Source organism: Mesorhizobium sp. M1409 (assembly GCF_040317535.1).
In the GTDB taxonomy this organism is placed as follows: domain Bacteria; phylum Pseudomonadota; class Alphaproteobacteria; order Rhizobiales; family Rhizobiaceae; genus Mesorhizobium.
Genome location: NZ_JAMYKV010000017.1, coordinates 111,021 through 124,962 on the forward strand (window position 1 = coordinate 111,021; position 13,942 = coordinate 124,962).

The 13,942-nt window shown below is 64.4% G+C and carries 13 protein-coding genes; 8 read left to right on the plus strand and 5 right to left on the minus strand.

What is annotated here, in order from left to right:
• The first annotated feature begins 166 nt into the window (after positions 1 to 166).
• The gene (locus tag NKG99_RS15995; RefSeq protein WP_352869357.1) at positions 167 to 376 is read left to right on the plus strand and encodes a hypothetical protein; all 210 of its coding nucleotides are present in this window, start codon (positions 167 to 169) and stop codon (positions 374 to 376) included.
• Between the two features lie 62 nt (positions 377 to 438).
• Here the strand turns inward: NKG99_RS15995 and NKG99_RS16000 are convergent, their stop codons facing one another.
• Complete coding sequence (locus tag NKG99_RS16000) at positions 439 to 1,419, minus strand: GlxA family transcriptional regulator (protein ID WP_352869359.1); 981 nt, start codon at positions 1,417 to 1,419, stop codon at positions 439 to 441.
• Positions 1,420 to 1,553: 134 nt separating this feature from the next.
• Here NKG99_RS16000 and bcoG point away from each other — a divergent pair, with 134 nt between their 5' ends.
• The 7 genes from bcoG to NKG99_RS16035 all read left to right on the plus strand — a co-directional run bounded on the left by bcoG (position 1,554) and on the right by NKG99_RS16035 (position 9,528).
• Positions 1,554 to 2,471 carry a 3-dehydrocarnitine:acetyl-CoA trimethylamine transferase BcoG gene (bcoG, locus tag NKG99_RS16005; protein WP_023810589.1) on the plus strand — a complete coding sequence of 306 codons (918 nt, stop codon included), beginning with the start codon at positions 1,554 to 1,556 and terminating at the stop codon, positions 2,469 to 2,471.
• 80 nt (positions 2,472 to 2,551) lie between these two features.
• Positions 2,552 to 3,181 (plus strand): HD domain-containing protein, encoded by a 630-nt coding sequence (locus tag NKG99_RS16010; RefSeq protein WP_352869361.1) that lies wholly within the window; start codon positions 2,552 to 2,554, stop codon positions 3,179 to 3,181.
• A complete protein-coding gene (locus NKG99_RS16015) occupies positions 3,178 to 4,281 on the plus strand; it encodes a carnitine 3-dehydrogenase (protein ID WP_352869363.1) in 1,104 nt (367 codons plus the stop codon). The genes NKG99_RS16010 and NKG99_RS16015 overlap by 4 nt, the downstream gene beginning before the upstream one ends.
• A gap of 4 nt (positions 4,282 to 4,285) precedes the next feature.
• Positions 4,286 to 5,449 carry an acyl-CoA dehydrogenase family protein gene (locus tag NKG99_RS16020; protein WP_352869365.1) on the plus strand — a complete coding sequence of 388 codons (1,164 nt, stop codon included), beginning with the start codon at positions 4,286 to 4,288 and terminating at the stop codon, positions 5,447 to 5,449.
• A gap of 63 nt (positions 5,450 to 5,512) precedes the next feature.
• Positions 5,513 to 7,591 carry an acetate--CoA ligase family protein gene (locus tag NKG99_RS16025; RefSeq protein WP_352869367.1) on the plus strand — a complete coding sequence of 693 codons (2,079 nt, stop codon included), beginning with the start codon at positions 5,513 to 5,515 and terminating at the stop codon, positions 7,589 to 7,591.
• Entirely contained in the window at positions 7,584 to 8,366 is a 783-nt protein-coding gene (locus NKG99_RS16030; protein WP_352869369.1) for a carnitinyl-CoA dehydratase, read from the plus strand. Before NKG99_RS16025 ends, NKG99_RS16030 begins: the two co-directional genes overlap by 8 nt.
• A gap of 223 nt (positions 8,367 to 8,589) precedes the next feature.
• The gene (locus NKG99_RS16035; protein ID WP_352869371.1) at positions 8,590 to 9,528 is read left to right on the plus strand and encodes an alpha/beta hydrolase; all 939 of its coding nucleotides are present in this window, start codon (positions 8,590 to 8,592) and stop codon (positions 9,526 to 9,528) included.
• A gap of 28 nt (positions 9,529 to 9,556) precedes the next feature.
• Here the strand turns inward: NKG99_RS16035 and NKG99_RS16040 are convergent, their stop codons facing one another.
• From NKG99_RS16040 to NKG99_RS16055, 4 genes are all read right to left on the minus strand, one after another.
• Positions 9,557 to 11,215: an FAD-binding dehydrogenase gene (locus NKG99_RS16040; protein ID WP_352869373.1), complete on the minus strand. Its 1,659-nt coding sequence runs from the start codon at positions 11,213 to 11,215 to the stop codon at positions 9,557 to 9,559.
• 34 nt (positions 11,216 to 11,249) lie between these two features.
• On the minus strand, positions 11,250 to 12,236 hold the full coding sequence (locus NKG99_RS16045; protein WP_352869375.1) for a Gfo/Idh/MocA family protein: 987 nt from the start codon (positions 12,234 to 12,236) through the stop codon (positions 11,250 to 11,252).
• A gap of 288 nt (positions 12,237 to 12,524) precedes the next feature.
• The gene (locus NKG99_RS16050) at positions 12,525 to 13,100 is read right to left on the minus strand and encodes a YceI family protein (RefSeq protein ID WP_352869377.1); all 576 of its coding nucleotides are present in this window, start codon (positions 13,098 to 13,100) and stop codon (positions 12,525 to 12,527) included.
• A gap of 69 nt (positions 13,101 to 13,169) precedes the next feature.
• Positions 13,170 to 13,748, minus strand: a complete 579-nt coding sequence (locus tag NKG99_RS16055) for a cytochrome b (protein WP_352869379.1) — start codon at positions 13,746 to 13,748, stop codon at positions 13,170 to 13,172.
• Between the last annotated feature and the right edge of the window lie 194 nt (positions 13,749 to 13,942).

The window sequence follows — 13,942 nt, forward strand, 5'->3', positions numbered from 1 at the left end:
CCTGGCCTGCCCGGACGCGGGAACAAACTTTGCGCAAGGACGGGTGCGACGACACGGTTTTGCCCTTTGGCGCCCTTCAATGACCTCGCTCTTGCCTTCAAACTGCCGTCACGTATCTCGTATAAGACCGGCTCGTGGCGGGTGAGGAAGAAGGAGGCGACCCGATATGCAGAACGAACGTGAAATCGACGCCCTGCTCTCAGCGGGCGAGGCCGGATCGATCATCGATAGGCTGATGGCAATGCCGCATCCGAAGGATGGCACACACCGCTCGAACGAATGGGACCGCGCCGTGGCCAGCCGCTTCGAGACCCATCTTGCCAGACAGATGCGCTCGCAAATCGACAGCGGCAGCGATCACCAGGACGCTGCCTGATCTTTCCGATTTTGTGCATGTCATTGTCCCAAAACCGAAATACACTTTTGGGTGACATGCACTCAGCCCCGGCGCAGCCTGACCGGCGCTTCGCCGAAAGCCCGTGAAAAAGCCCTCGAAAATGCCGCGGCGGACGAAAATCCGGTCCGCCCGGCAATATCGGCCATCGCCACCCTGGTGTCGACCACCAGCCTGCGGGCAGCACCGAGGCGCAGCCTGAGATAATAGGCGCCTGGCGTCTCGCCGATCGATTTGCGAAAGATGCTTTCCAGCGTCCGTGCCGTCACCCCGGCACGTTTTGCCACCGCTTCTATGGTGAGCGGCTGGTCGACATGCGATTCCATCAGCCGAATGGCTTGCGCCAGCCGCGGATCGTAGCCGTCGAGCCGGCCGAGCGAGACCAGCGGCTGCGCGTCGGTCGCGGCACGCGCCTGGTCGTAGATGAAGACGCTGGCGACATCGAGCGCGACGGCCATGCCGAGCCGCGTGCGAATCAAATGCAGCATCAGGTCGAAGGTCGGCGACGCGCCGCCCGACGTGAACACCGGCCCGTCAATGACATAGCGGTCCGGGCGCACGTCGACGCCGGGAAAGGCCGAGGAAAAGTCCTCCATGTCCTCCCAGTGGGTGGTGGCGCTGCGCCCTTCCAGCAGGCCGGCGCGCGCCACCAGCCAGGTGCCGGCTTCGACACCGCCGCACGCGCGTGCTGTCCGCGCCGCCCTGCGCAGGCCTGACAACAGAGCCGACGTCGCATAATTCTGGGTGCCGAAGCCGGCGACGACGACAAGAACGTCGGTCGGCTCGCCCGCATCGAAGCGGCCACTGACCGCCACCGGCAGGCCGCAGGTGGTGACCGGAGCCTCGCCGGTCACCGAGACCAGCCTGAAATCGAACAGGGTCTCGCCGGAGATGCGGTTGGCGGCGCGCAAGGGATCGACGGCCGAGGCCACGCACATGATAGACGAGCCGGAAAACACCAGCAGCGTTACCTTGAGCGGAGAGCGCTCGGCGCAAAAGATCGTCGGTTTTTCGCCTTTCGTCATGGAAGCTTCGTAAAACGCAAAACAGTTTCCGGCAAGTCGGGCATTGTGGTCAGCTCTTGTGCATGTCGTCATCCCAAAACCGGTTCCCACTTTTGGGCGACATGCATGGCTTGTTCTATTCGGAGGAGAGTTCCATGCCGCTTGCGATGAACCGTGAGGTTTTCATTACCTGTGCCGTGACCGGGTCCGGCGGCTCGCAGGATCGCAGCCCGCACGTGCCGCGCTCCCCCAAGCAGATCGCCGATTCGGCCATCGATGCGGCCAAGGCGGGCGCTGCGATCGTCCACTGTCATGTGCGCGACCCCGAAACCGGCAAGCCCAGGCGCGACGTGCATCTCTATCGCGAAGTGACCGAGCGTATTCGCGCGGCGGAAGTCGACGTCATCTTGAACCTGACCGCCGGCATGGGCGGCGACATGGTGTTCGGCTCGCCGGAAGCGCCGCTGCCGCTCAACGAAAAAGGCACCGATATGGGCGGCGCCACCAACCGCATGGAACACGTGCGTCAGTGCCTGCCGGAAATCTGCACGCTCGACTGCGGCACCATGAATTTCGCCGAGGCCGACTATGTGATGACCAATACGCCCGGCATGCTGCGCGCCATGGGCGGCATGATGACGGCGCTCGGCGTCAAGCCGGAGATCGAGGCCTTCGACACCGGCCATTTGTGGTTCGCCAAGCAGCTGGTCGAGGAAAAGGTGCTCAATCCCGACGCGCTCGTACAGCTCTGCATGGGCGTGCCCTGGGGCGCGCCCGACGATCTCAACACCTTCATGGCCATGGTCAACAATGTGCCGTCGACCTGGAACTGGTCGGCCTTCGCCATCGGCCGCAACCAGATGGCCTATGCCGCCGCCGCCGTGCTGGCCGGCGGCAATGTCCGGGTCGGCCTGGAAGACAACCTGTGGCTCGACAAGGGCGTGCTGGCGACCAATGCACAACTGGTCGAACGCGCCGCCAGCATCGTCACCAATCTCGGCGCCAGGATTCTTGGGCCGGAAGAGGTCCGGCAGAAGCTCAACCTCACCAAGCGGGCGCCGATCGCGGCATAAGCATGATCCCGAAAAGTGGGAACCGGTTTTCGGATAAGATCATGCTCAAACAGGAAGGTTCATTCGCCGGGAGGGTCGGCATGACTACCGTCAAATTCACCGCGATGAAGGATGGCGACCGGGACGACTACGATTTCCTGACCGCGCATGAGATCGACTATGCGGCCAGGACCGGCGAGCGGCTGCTCGACGCGCTGGTCCAGCTCGATGAGGGCCTGTCGGGTTACAAGATCACGCGGCTCGGCCATTCGCTGCAGGCGGCGACGCGCGCCTGGCGTGACGGCGCCGACACCGACTGGATCGCCTGCGCTTTGCTGCACGACATCGGCGACATCTACGCGCCCTACAATCACGATGAATATGCCGCTTCGATCCTGAAACCCTTCGTGCGCGAACAATGCACCTGGGTGGTGGAGAAGCATGGCGACTTCCAGCGGCTCTACTATGCCCATCATCTGGGCGGCAACCGCCATGCGCGCGATCGCTTCGCCGGCCACGCCTATTTCGACGATTGCGATCAGTTTTGCGAACGCTGGGACCAGTCGAGCTTCGACCCCGACTATGACACCCTACCGATCGACTTCTTCCGGCCCTTCGTGCTCGAGGTGTTTGCCCGCAAGGCCTACGACGCCTCCGTGGTCCGCGCCGGCGAGCGCGTGCCTCTCATCGACCTTACAACAGCCAAGACAAGAACCGGAGCCTCCGCATGAGCATTATCAACAAGGCAGCCGCCATCGGTGGCGGCGTCATCGGCGCCGGCTGGGTGGCGCGCCTGCTGCTCAACGGCATCGACGTGTCGATCTTCGATCCCGATCCCGAGGCATCGCGTAAGGTCGGCGAAGTGATGAAGGGCGCGCGCCGCGCCTACAAGCAGATGGTGCCCGGCGGACTGCCCAAGGAGGGCAAGCTGACCTTCGCCAAGACCATCGCCGAGGCGGTTGCCGATGCCGATTTCATTCAGGAAAGCGTGCCCGAGCGGCTCGACCTGAAACACCGCGTGCTGGCCGAGATCGACGCCCACGCGCCGGCCAACGCCATTGTCGGCTCCTCGACCTCCGGCATCAAGCCGACCGACATGCAGGTGGCGATGAAGAAGCATCCGGAGCGACTGGTCGTCGGCCATCCGTTCAACCCGGTCTATCTCCTGCCGCTGGTCGAGATCGTCGGCGGCGAGCAGACCTTTCCCGAGGCGATCGAGGTTGCCAAGGGAATGTATGCTTCGATCGGCATGAAGCCTGTCGTCATCCGCAAGGAGATCGAGGCTTTCGTCGGCGACCGCCTGCTCGAAGCGGCATGGCGCGAGGCGTTGTGGCTGATCAAGGACGGCATCTGCACCGTCGAGGAACTCGACGACATCATGCGCTACGGCTTTGGCCTGCGCTGGGCGCAGATGGGCATGTTCCAGGTCTATCGCGTCGCCGGCGGCGAGGCCGGCATGCGCCACTTCATGGCGCAGTTCGGGCCGTGCCTGAAATGGCCATGGACCAAGCTGATGGACGTGCCAGAATTCAACGACGAGCTGGTCGAGCTGATCGCCACGCAGTCGGACGACCAGGCGCATGGGCTGTCGATCCGCGAGCTCGAAAAGATCCGCGACGACAATCTGGTCGCCATCATGGACGCGCTGTCGAAGCAGAACAAAGGCAAGGGCTGGGGCGCCGGCGCCCTGCACAAGGACTATACCAAACAACTGGCCAAGCTGGCGGCGAAGAAGCCTACGGCCTCCAAGGCCGCCGAGAAGGCCAAGGCGTTGAAGCCGGTGAAGAAAGCCGAAAAGCCGAAGAAAAAGACCGGCAAGAAGAAAGGCTGAGAGCATGGATTTCGGGCTGTCGGAGGAACAGAGGCTCATCGTCGAGACGACGAAGGCGTTCGTCGAGAACGAGCTTTACCCGCATGAGCGCGAGGTCGAGCGCACCGGCGTGCTGCGCCGCGAGCTGATCGAGGAAATCAAGGCCAAGGCGATCGAGGCCGGACTCTATGCCGCCAACATGCCGGCCGATGTCGGCGGCGCGGGCCTGGATACGGTGACATGGCTGCTCTACGAGAAGGAACTCGGCCGCGCCAATTATGCGCTGCACTGGACCTGCGTGGCGCGGCCCTCCAACATCCTCCTGGCCGGTACGCCCGAGCAGCGCGAGAAGTACCTGTTCCCTTGTATCCGTGGCGAGAAATGGGACTGCCTGGCGATGACCGAGCCGGGCGCCGGCTCCGATCTGCGCGGCATGAAGGCGACCGCCGTGCGGGATGGCGACGACTGGGTGCTGAACGGCACCAAGCATTTCATCAGCCACGCCGATCTGGCTGACTTCGCCATCGTCTTCATGGCCTCGGGCGAGGAAGAGTCGGCGCGCGGCAAACGCAAGAAGATCACCGCGTTCTTCGTCGACAAGGGCACCAAAGGCTTCACCGTTCGTGACGGCTATCGCAACGTCTCGCATCGCGGCTACACCAACGCCATCCTCGAATTCGATGATTGCCGGCTTCCCGCAAGCCAGGTGTTGGGCGAAGTCCACAAAGGGTTCGACGTCGCCAATTCATGGCTCGGCGCCACGCGCCTGCAGGTCGGCGCCACCTGTCTCGGCCGTGCCGAGCGGGCGCTTGGCCATGCCGTCGAATACGCCGCGCAGCGCCAGCAGTTCGGCCAGCAGATCGGCAAGTTCCAGGGCGTGTCGTTCAAGCTCGCCGACATGGCGACCGAACTGAAGGCCGCCGACCTGATGGTGTTCGAAGCCGGCTGGAAGTACGATCAAGGCACCGTCACCGATCAGGACATGGCCATGGCCAAGCTGAAGGCCACCGAGATGCTCGCCTTCGTCGCCGATGAGGCGATCCAGATCCATGGCGGCATGGGGCTGATGGACGACCTGCCGCTGGAGCGCATCTGGCGCGACGCCCGCGTCGAGCGCATCTGGGAAGGCACTTCGGAGATACAGCGACATATTATTTCGCGGGCGCTGCTGCGTCCGTTCGGGGCTTAGAGCATGATCCCCAAAGCCGGAGTTCGGCATGGGAGAAGATGATGCTCAAACGAAAAGATGACCATGCATAAACTCGAACGTCTTTTGCGCCCCAGATCGATTGCCGTCTTCGGCGGCGCGCAGGCCGCGGCCGTCGTCGCGCAATCGATCAAGATGGGCTTTTCCGGCGAGATCTGGCCGGTGCATCCGACCAAGGATGAGGTCGCCGGCCGCAAGGCCTACCGTTCGGTGGCCGACCTGCCGGGCGCGCCGGATGCCGCCTTTGTCGGCGTCAACCGGCATTTGACGATCGAAGTGGTCAAGGCGCTGGCCGAGCGCGGTGCCGGCGGCGCCGTCTGCTTTGCCGCCGGCTTCCTCGAGACCGAAGCCTACGACGACGACGGCGAGCGGCTGCAGGCCGAGCTGGTCGCGGCGGCGGGCCAAATGCCGATCATCGGGCCGAATTGCTACGGCCTGATCAACTATGCCGACGGCGCGCTTCTGTGGCCCGACCAGCATGGCGGCATCCGACTGGCCGAGGGCGGCAAGGGCGTCGCCATCATCACCCAGTCGTCCAACATCGCCATCAACATGACGATGCAGAAGCGCGGCCTGCCGATCGCCTTTCTGATGACCGCCGGCAACCAGGCGCAGACGGGCCTGTCGGAAATGGCGCTCGGCCTGATCGAGGACGAGCGGGTCACTTCGCTTGGCCTGCACATCGAGGCCTTCGATTCCGTAGCCGGCTTCGAACGGCTGGCGGCGAGGGCCCGCGAGCTGAGGAAGCCGATCATCGCCATGAAGGTCGGCCGTTCCGAACAGGCGCGGCAGGCGACCGTCTCGCACACCGCCTCGCTCGCCGGCTCGGACGCGGCATCGGGCGCCTTCCTGAGGCGGCTCGGCATTGCGCGGGTCGATTCGATCCCCGCCTTCATCGAGGCGCTGAAGCTGCTGCACATCACCGGACCTTTGCCCGGTTATAGGCTGTCGTCGATGAGCTGCTCGGGCGGCGAGGCCTCCGTCATGGCCGACAGTGCCGAAGGCCGCTGGGTCAATTTCCCGATGCTCAGCGACACCCACCGCGCCCATGTCAAATCGACACTCGGGCCGCTCGTCGCGGTGGCCAATCCGCTCGACTATCACACCTTCATCTGGAACAACGAGCCGGCGATGACCGCCACCTTCACCGCCATGGTGTCGGGCGGCTTCGACCTCAACATGCTGGTGCTCGACTTCCCGCGCCCCGACCGCTGCTCGGTCACCGACTGGTGGGCGACGCTGCGCGCCTTCGAATCGGCGCTGAAGACCAACAAGGCGCACGGCGCGATCGTCTCTTCGCTGCCGGAGAACCTGCCGGAGGAATACACCGCCGAGTTGATGTCACGCGGCATGGTGCCGTTGTTCGGCATTTCCGAAGCCATGGACGCCGCCCAGGCGGCGGCCTTCATCGGCTGGGCGTGGCACGAGCCGCAGGCGCAGCCGATCGACACGTCCGCCTCCGGCGCGCCTGCCGGCGACCACGTCACCCCCGATGAGGCCGAGGCGAAATCCCGCCTCATCGAGGCCGGCCTGCCGGTGCCGAAAGGCGAACGCGCCGCCAATGCGGTCGAGGCGGTGATCTCGTCGATGGCGCTCGGCTTCCCGGTGGCGCTGAAGGCGCTGGGCGTCACCCACAAATCCGAGGTCGGCGCGGTGCGGCTCAATCTCAAAGACGCCGAGTCCGTCAGCACCGCGGCGCATGACCTCTTGCCGCTCGGCACCGGGCTCTATGTCGAGCGTATGGTGCGCGATGGTGTCGCCGAACTGATCGTCGGCTTCACCCGCGATCCGATGTTCGGCGCGGTGATGACGCTGGGCACCGGCGGCGTGCTGGTCGAGCTGCTGCGCGACAGCGTCACGCTGATGCTGCCGGCGACCCGCGACGACATCGAGGCGGCGTTGCGCGGCCTGAAGCTGTATCCTTTGCTCGAAGGCTATCGCGGCCGGCCGAAGGCCGATGTCCAGGCTGCCATCGACGCCATCTCGGGCATTGCCGCCTTCGTGCAGGAGAATGCCGGCGAGATCGAGGAACTCGACATCAACCCGCTGATCGTCTGCGCCGAGGGCAAGGGCGCCTGGATCGCCGACGCACTGCTGGTGCTGGGAGACAAGAAGAATGTCTGACGTCATTTCGACCCGCCGCGAGGGCGCGATCCTGGAAGTCACGCTCGACCGGCCCAAGGCAAACGCGATCGACCTCAAGACCTCGCGGCTGATGGGCGAAACCTTCAAGGCGTTCCGTGACGATCCCAGCTTGCGGGTCGCCATCGTCAAGACCGCCGGCGACAAGTTCTTCTGCGCCGGCTGGGATCTCAAGGCCGCCGCCGGCGGCGACGCGGTCGACGGCGATTATGGCGTCGGCGGCTTTGCCGGGTTGCAGGAACTGCGCGATCTCAACAAGCCAGTCATCGCCTGCGTCAACGGCATGGCGGTGGGCGGCGGTTTCGAGCTGGCGCTGTCCTGCGACCTCATCTACGCCTCCGACCATTCCTCCTTCGCACTGCCCGAGATCCGTGCCGGCACGCTGGCGGACGCGGCGACGATCAAGCTGCCGAAGCGCATCCCCTACCATGTCGCCATGGACCTGCTGCTCACGGGGCGCTGGATGGATGTCGCCGAGGCGCATCGCTGGGGCCTGGTCAACGAAGTGCTGCCCAAGGAGAAACTCGAGGACCGCGTCTGGGAGATCGCCCGGCTGCTGGCCGGCGGCCCGCCGCTGGTGTTCGCCGCGATCAAGGAAACGGCGCGGGTCGCCGAGGCGCTCGCTTTCCAGGACGCGATGAACAAGGTGACGCGCCGGCAGCTGCCGACCGTCGATGCGCTCTACGGCTCCGAGGACAATATGGAAGGCTTTCGAGCGTTTGCGGAAAAGCGAGAGCCTGTATGGAAGGGGAAGTAGTGGTTTTTGCCGAGATGATGGCGTTCCGTCACACCCCCCTCTGTCCTGCCGGACATCTCCCCCGCAAGGGGGGAGATTGGATGTCGTTTCTGCTTTCGCCAACCGTCAACGCTGTAGGACGAGCGCCGCGATCAACGCTGCCGATCTCCCCCCTTGCGGGGGAGATGTCCGGCAGGACAGAGGGGGGTGCCTGGGCTCAACCTTTGCAGTCGGCGCGGCCAGCATGACCGACTACAAAACCCTCATCGACGCCGAGACCTGGGCCTTCATCGAGCGGACCAATTCCTATTACCCGCCCGATACGATCGATCTCACGATCGCGCAGCAGCGCGAGATTTATGACCGCATGTGCCGCGAGTTCTTTGCCGGCTATCCCGACGGCGTCACGGTCGAAACGTCCGCCATTGCAACGCCCACCCACGACATTCCGATCCGCATCTACCGAAGCGCACGCCAAGCAGCGGTGACGGTGCTGTATTTCCATGGCGGCGGCTTCATCCTCGGCGGGCTGGACAGCCATGACGATGTCTGCGCCGAACTCTGCGCCCGCACCGGCTATGAGGTGATCTCGGTCGACTACCGGCTGGCGCCGGAACACCTGCATCCAGCGGCCTTCGACGATGTGATGAGCGCCTTCGAATGGGCCGCCTCCACCCGCAACCACCCAATTCTGCTTTGCGGCGACAGTGCCGGCGGCAATCTTGCCGCTGCCGTCAGCCACGCGACACGCGGCCACGCGAAACGGCCGATCGGCCAGGTGCTGATCTATCCCGGCCTCGGCGGCGACCGGTCGAAGGGATCCTATCTCAGGCATGCCGAAGCGCCGATGCTGACCATGCGCGATCTTGAATTCTACAAGAACATCCGCACCGGCGGGCGAGACGGCACCGGCGATATCACGCAGTCGCCGCTTGCCGACGCCGATTTCGCCAACCTGCCGCCGACGGTGCTGATCACCGCGCAATGCGACCCCCTGTCGTCTGACGGCGAAGCCTATCGCGACCGCATCGTCGCGGCCGGCGGACGGGCTTACTGGTTCGAGGAACAGGGCCTGGTGCACGGCTATCTCAGAGCCCGGCACACGGTCGGTCGTGCCCGCGCGAGTTTTACCCGGATCGTCGATGCGGCGGCCGCCCTCGGACAAGGCGCCTGGCTCTGGTGAGCGGATTTATCGTCTCGCGGTTTAGGCTTTATCGCACGGCCGCGGCCGCCGCCCGGCCGGCGCCGCGGCCGGAAAAGATGCAGCCACCCAGGAACGTGCCTTCCAGCGCCGCATAACCGTGCACGCCGCCGCCGCCGAACCCGGCGGCCTCGCCGACTGCGTAGAGCCCCGCGACCGGCTGGCCATCGGCACCCAGCACGCGGCTGTCGAGGTCCGTCTGCAGGCCACCCAGCGTCTTGCGGGTCAGGATATTTAGGCGCACCGCGATCAGCGGGCCGTTTGCCGGGTCGAGCATCTTGTGCGGCTTGGCCGTACGGATCAGCCGGTCACCAAGATAAGCACGCGCACCGCGTAACGCGGTGATCTGCATGTCCTTGGAGAACGGATTGTCGAGCTGCCGGTCGCGGGCGCGGATTTCGCGCTCGACCTGGGCCAGCTCCAGCAGCGGCTCGCCGCCGGCGAGCGCGTTCATGCGCGCGACCAGCGTCGGCAGATCCGCCTCGACAATAAAGTCCTCGCCCTTCTCCATGAAGGCTTTCACCGGATCCGGGATGCCCGAGGTGGCGCGGCCGAGCACCTGGCGCCAGCTCTTGCCGGTCAGATCGGGGTTCTGCTCGGAGCCCGACAGCGCGAACTCTTTCTGGATGATCTTCCTGGTCAGGATGAACCAGGAATAGTCGAAGCCGGTGCTCATGATGTGGCTGAGCGTGCCGAGTGTGTCGAAGCCAGGATAGAGCGGCACCGGCAGCCGCTTGCCGCGCGCATCGAGCCACAGCGATGACGGGCCGGGCAATATCCGAATGGCATGGTCGGTCCAGATCGGCGCCCAGTTCTTGATGCCCTCGACATAATGCCACATGCGGTCGCGGTTGATGATCGAGCCGCCGGCCTGCTCCGTAATCGCCAGCATGCGGCCATCGACATGGTCGGGCACGCCGGTGATCATGCGCTTTGGTGGCGCGCCCAATCGCTGCGGCCAGTTTTCCCGGACAAGCTGATGGTTGGCGCCAATGCCGCCGGAGGCGACGATCACAGCCTGCGCTCGGAATGCAAAATCGCCTGATATTTCACGCGAACTCTTGTGACCGCGCTCGACGGCGCTCGGCTGCAGGAGGTCGCCGCGCACACCGTTGACGGTGGCACCCGTGCGGGTCAACTCGTTGACGCGGTGGCGGAATTTGAAGCTGATCAACCCTTGCTTCTGAGCTTCTCGCACGCGCTGGACGAAGGGTTCGAGCACACCGGGACCAGTACCCCAGGTGATATGGAAGCGCGGCACCGAATTGCCGTGGCCGATGGCATTGCCGCCGCCGCGCTCGGCCCAGCCGACGACGGGGAAGAATTTCAGGCCACGCTGCAGGAGCCACGAGCGCTTCTCGCCGGCGGCGAAGCCGACATAGGCTTCCGCCCATTTGCGCGGCCAGAAATCCTCCGGGCGATCGAAAGCGGCGGTGCCCAGCCAGTCCTCCAGCGCCAGATCATGCGAATCGCGGATGCGCATGCGCCGCTGCTCGGGCGAATCGACGAGGAAAAGCCCGCCGAACGACCAGAACGCCTGGCCGCCCAGCGACTGCTCCGGCTCCTGGTCGACGATGATGATTTTCTTGCCGGCCTCGGCAAGTTCGGCGGCGGCAACCAGCCCGGCAAGGCCGGCGCCGACAATGATCACGTCCGCATCGTCAGACATTTTCCCCTCCCCATTAGCCGGCTAAAGCAATGCGTTAGACGGTCTCCCAGCTATCCTTGCCGCCGGCGCGGAAGATGGCGTCGATGACCTTCTGGTTGAGCACGGATTCCTCCAGTGTGAAGACGCGCTCCTTGCTGCCCTGTGCCGCTCGCGCGAAGGTCTCGACCTCCAGCCGGTACTGCTGCGTGCCGGGAAAGCGGAACACCTGCGCCTCGGTGTGGTTCTGGTTGTGCAGTTCGACGCGGTGATGATCGTAGAGCCCGGCATTGAAGGGCGAGAACACCTCGATGAAACCCTTCTCGCCGTGGAACACCATGAACTGGCGCGCCGCCATCTGCGTCGACAGGTAGAACGACAGTTCGAAGTCGCCGAAATCGGCACGGATCGAGGAATAGATGTCGGTGCCGAATTTCTTGTCGCGCTCGATCGTCGCCTGCACGCGCAGCGGCTCCTTGCCGGTGGAAAAGCGCGTCGACACGGTCGGATAGACGCCGATGTCGGGCAGCGCGCCACCGCCGAGATCGAGCTTGTTGCGCATATTGTTGGGGTCGACATTGTAATAGGAGAACGCGCCCTGCACATGGCGCAGCCGGCCGATGGTGCCGCTGGCGATGAGATCGCGCACCTTGATCCATTGCGGGTGGTAGATGACCATGAAGGCTTCGCAGACCAGCACTTTTTTGGCGTCGCGCAGCTTGATCAGTGGGGCAATATCCTTGGCGTCGAGCGCCAGTGGTTTTTCGACCAGCACATGCTTGCCGGCTTCGATGGCCTTGGCCGTCCATTCGACATGCTGCGAGGTCGGCAGCGGGATGTAGACGCCGTCGATTTCGTTGGAGGCGAGCAGGTCCTCATAGGAGCCGAAGGCATGGCGGGCGCCGAAGCGCTCGGCCAGTGCCTTAGCCTTCGACAGGTCGCGGCTGGCGATCGCCGACAGCGCGCCGTTCTCCGCCTCGACCATTGCAGGCAACAAATGCTCGCGGCCGATCTTGGCCGTGGACAACACACCCCATCGGAACATCAGGCTTCTCCATCACGATTACAGGCCACGAGGTTTGCCCGAAATCGCCGGAAAAGCCAATTGGAGACTGTCCATCGAAGCGCGCCTTCGTCATCCTCGGGCTTGACCCGAGGATCCATGCCGCGACATCAGCCGAGAAATGCAGCGGAACGGATTCTGGACCGTCGCAACGCCTTGATGTCGCGGCATGGATCCTGGGGTCTGCGCCGCGTCGCTTCGCTCCTTGCTGCGCCCCAGGATGACGATGCGCGAGGTGTGTCTGCCAGTCGCAAAGGTGCTGGCAGAGAGCTAACCCCTGTTCCCCGTCAACGTCATGTCGAAGTCGACGATGTTGGAATAGATCGGCGTGCCGACATCCATGCCGTAGCGCGACCGCAGCACCTTGCCGGTGACATGGAATTTTATGGTGCCGGCCTTGAGACCGCCAAGCTCGGCCGTGAATTTTTCCGGGAACGTCTTGCCGCGCGCCGTCAGCCGGCCGGTGACCAGGGCCGTGGTGTCGCTGGTGCGGGTCACGCTGGTCGAACGGAACTGGATTTCCGGGCTGTTGGCGGTGTCGAACACCGCGTCGGAGCGCAGAAAGGCATCGATGCGGCCCTGGCCGGTGCCGACGCTTTCGGGAAAGATGGTGAAATTGACCTGCGAGCGGCCGACATCGGAATTGTCGATGCGGATCGTGCCCTTGAAGCGGGCGAAGGCGCCGTTGAGGCCGCCGCCGCCGACCTTGCCGATGGAAAAGCGGATGCTGGAGCTGGCCGGGCTGACCGAATAGCTGCCGGCGGCGGCGCCAAGCGCGACGGCAGCGGAAACAGGCATGGCAAGGCAAGCGGCGACCGCCGCAAATCCGAGGATGCGCGTGTACATGGAGGTGTTCCTTTTTTTGGGGCAACGCATTTTCCGCGCCCTCTCCCATGAACGAGCGAGCCGGCCGCTCTATTCCCCACTGTCATCCGACGAAGGCGTGATCATGCGCGTGAGCATGCCATCCCTGAGCTGGAAATGGTGCCGCAGCGCCGCCGCGACATGGAGAGCGACCAGCGCCATGCCGGCATAGGCGAGATACCAATGCGTTGCCGCCCAGAAACTCTCGGCCGCGTCCGATTCGGCCAGCGGCAGGTTCGGCATGACGAACAGATTGAACGGCAGGCTGGGGATCTCCAGCATCGAGACCGACACCAGCGCCCAGCCGGACAAGGGCAAGGCAAGCTGAAAGGCATAGAGCGCAAGATGAGCCAGCGGTGCGGCCCGACGCTCCAGGATCCCGACCGAGCGCGGCAGCGGCGGCCATATATTGCCAAGGCGCCAAGCGATGCGCAGGATGATCAGGCCGAGCAGCAGAAAGCCGAAGGATTTGTGCAGCTGGATCAGTTCGAAAGCGGTACGCTGACTGGTCAGCCGCACCATGACGAAGCCCAGCCCGAACTGGCCGATGAAGACCAGCGCAATCAGCCAGTGGAGAATGATGGTCGCCCAGCCGTAGCGGGTTGGAGTGTTGGTGATCGATGTTTGCATGATTGGCAAACGCCGCCGAACTACGCTTTCTTCCCGACGGCAGCGCTGCCCCCTTCATTGCCCTGCCGGGCATTTCTCCCCGTAAACGGCAGGGCTGTCCGGGGAAATCTATTCATATATGAAGGCCATCTGATTGAGGGAGGATCGGTCTCTTGGTCGGCTCGGATTGACCGGCGGCGGCTTGTCGATGGCGT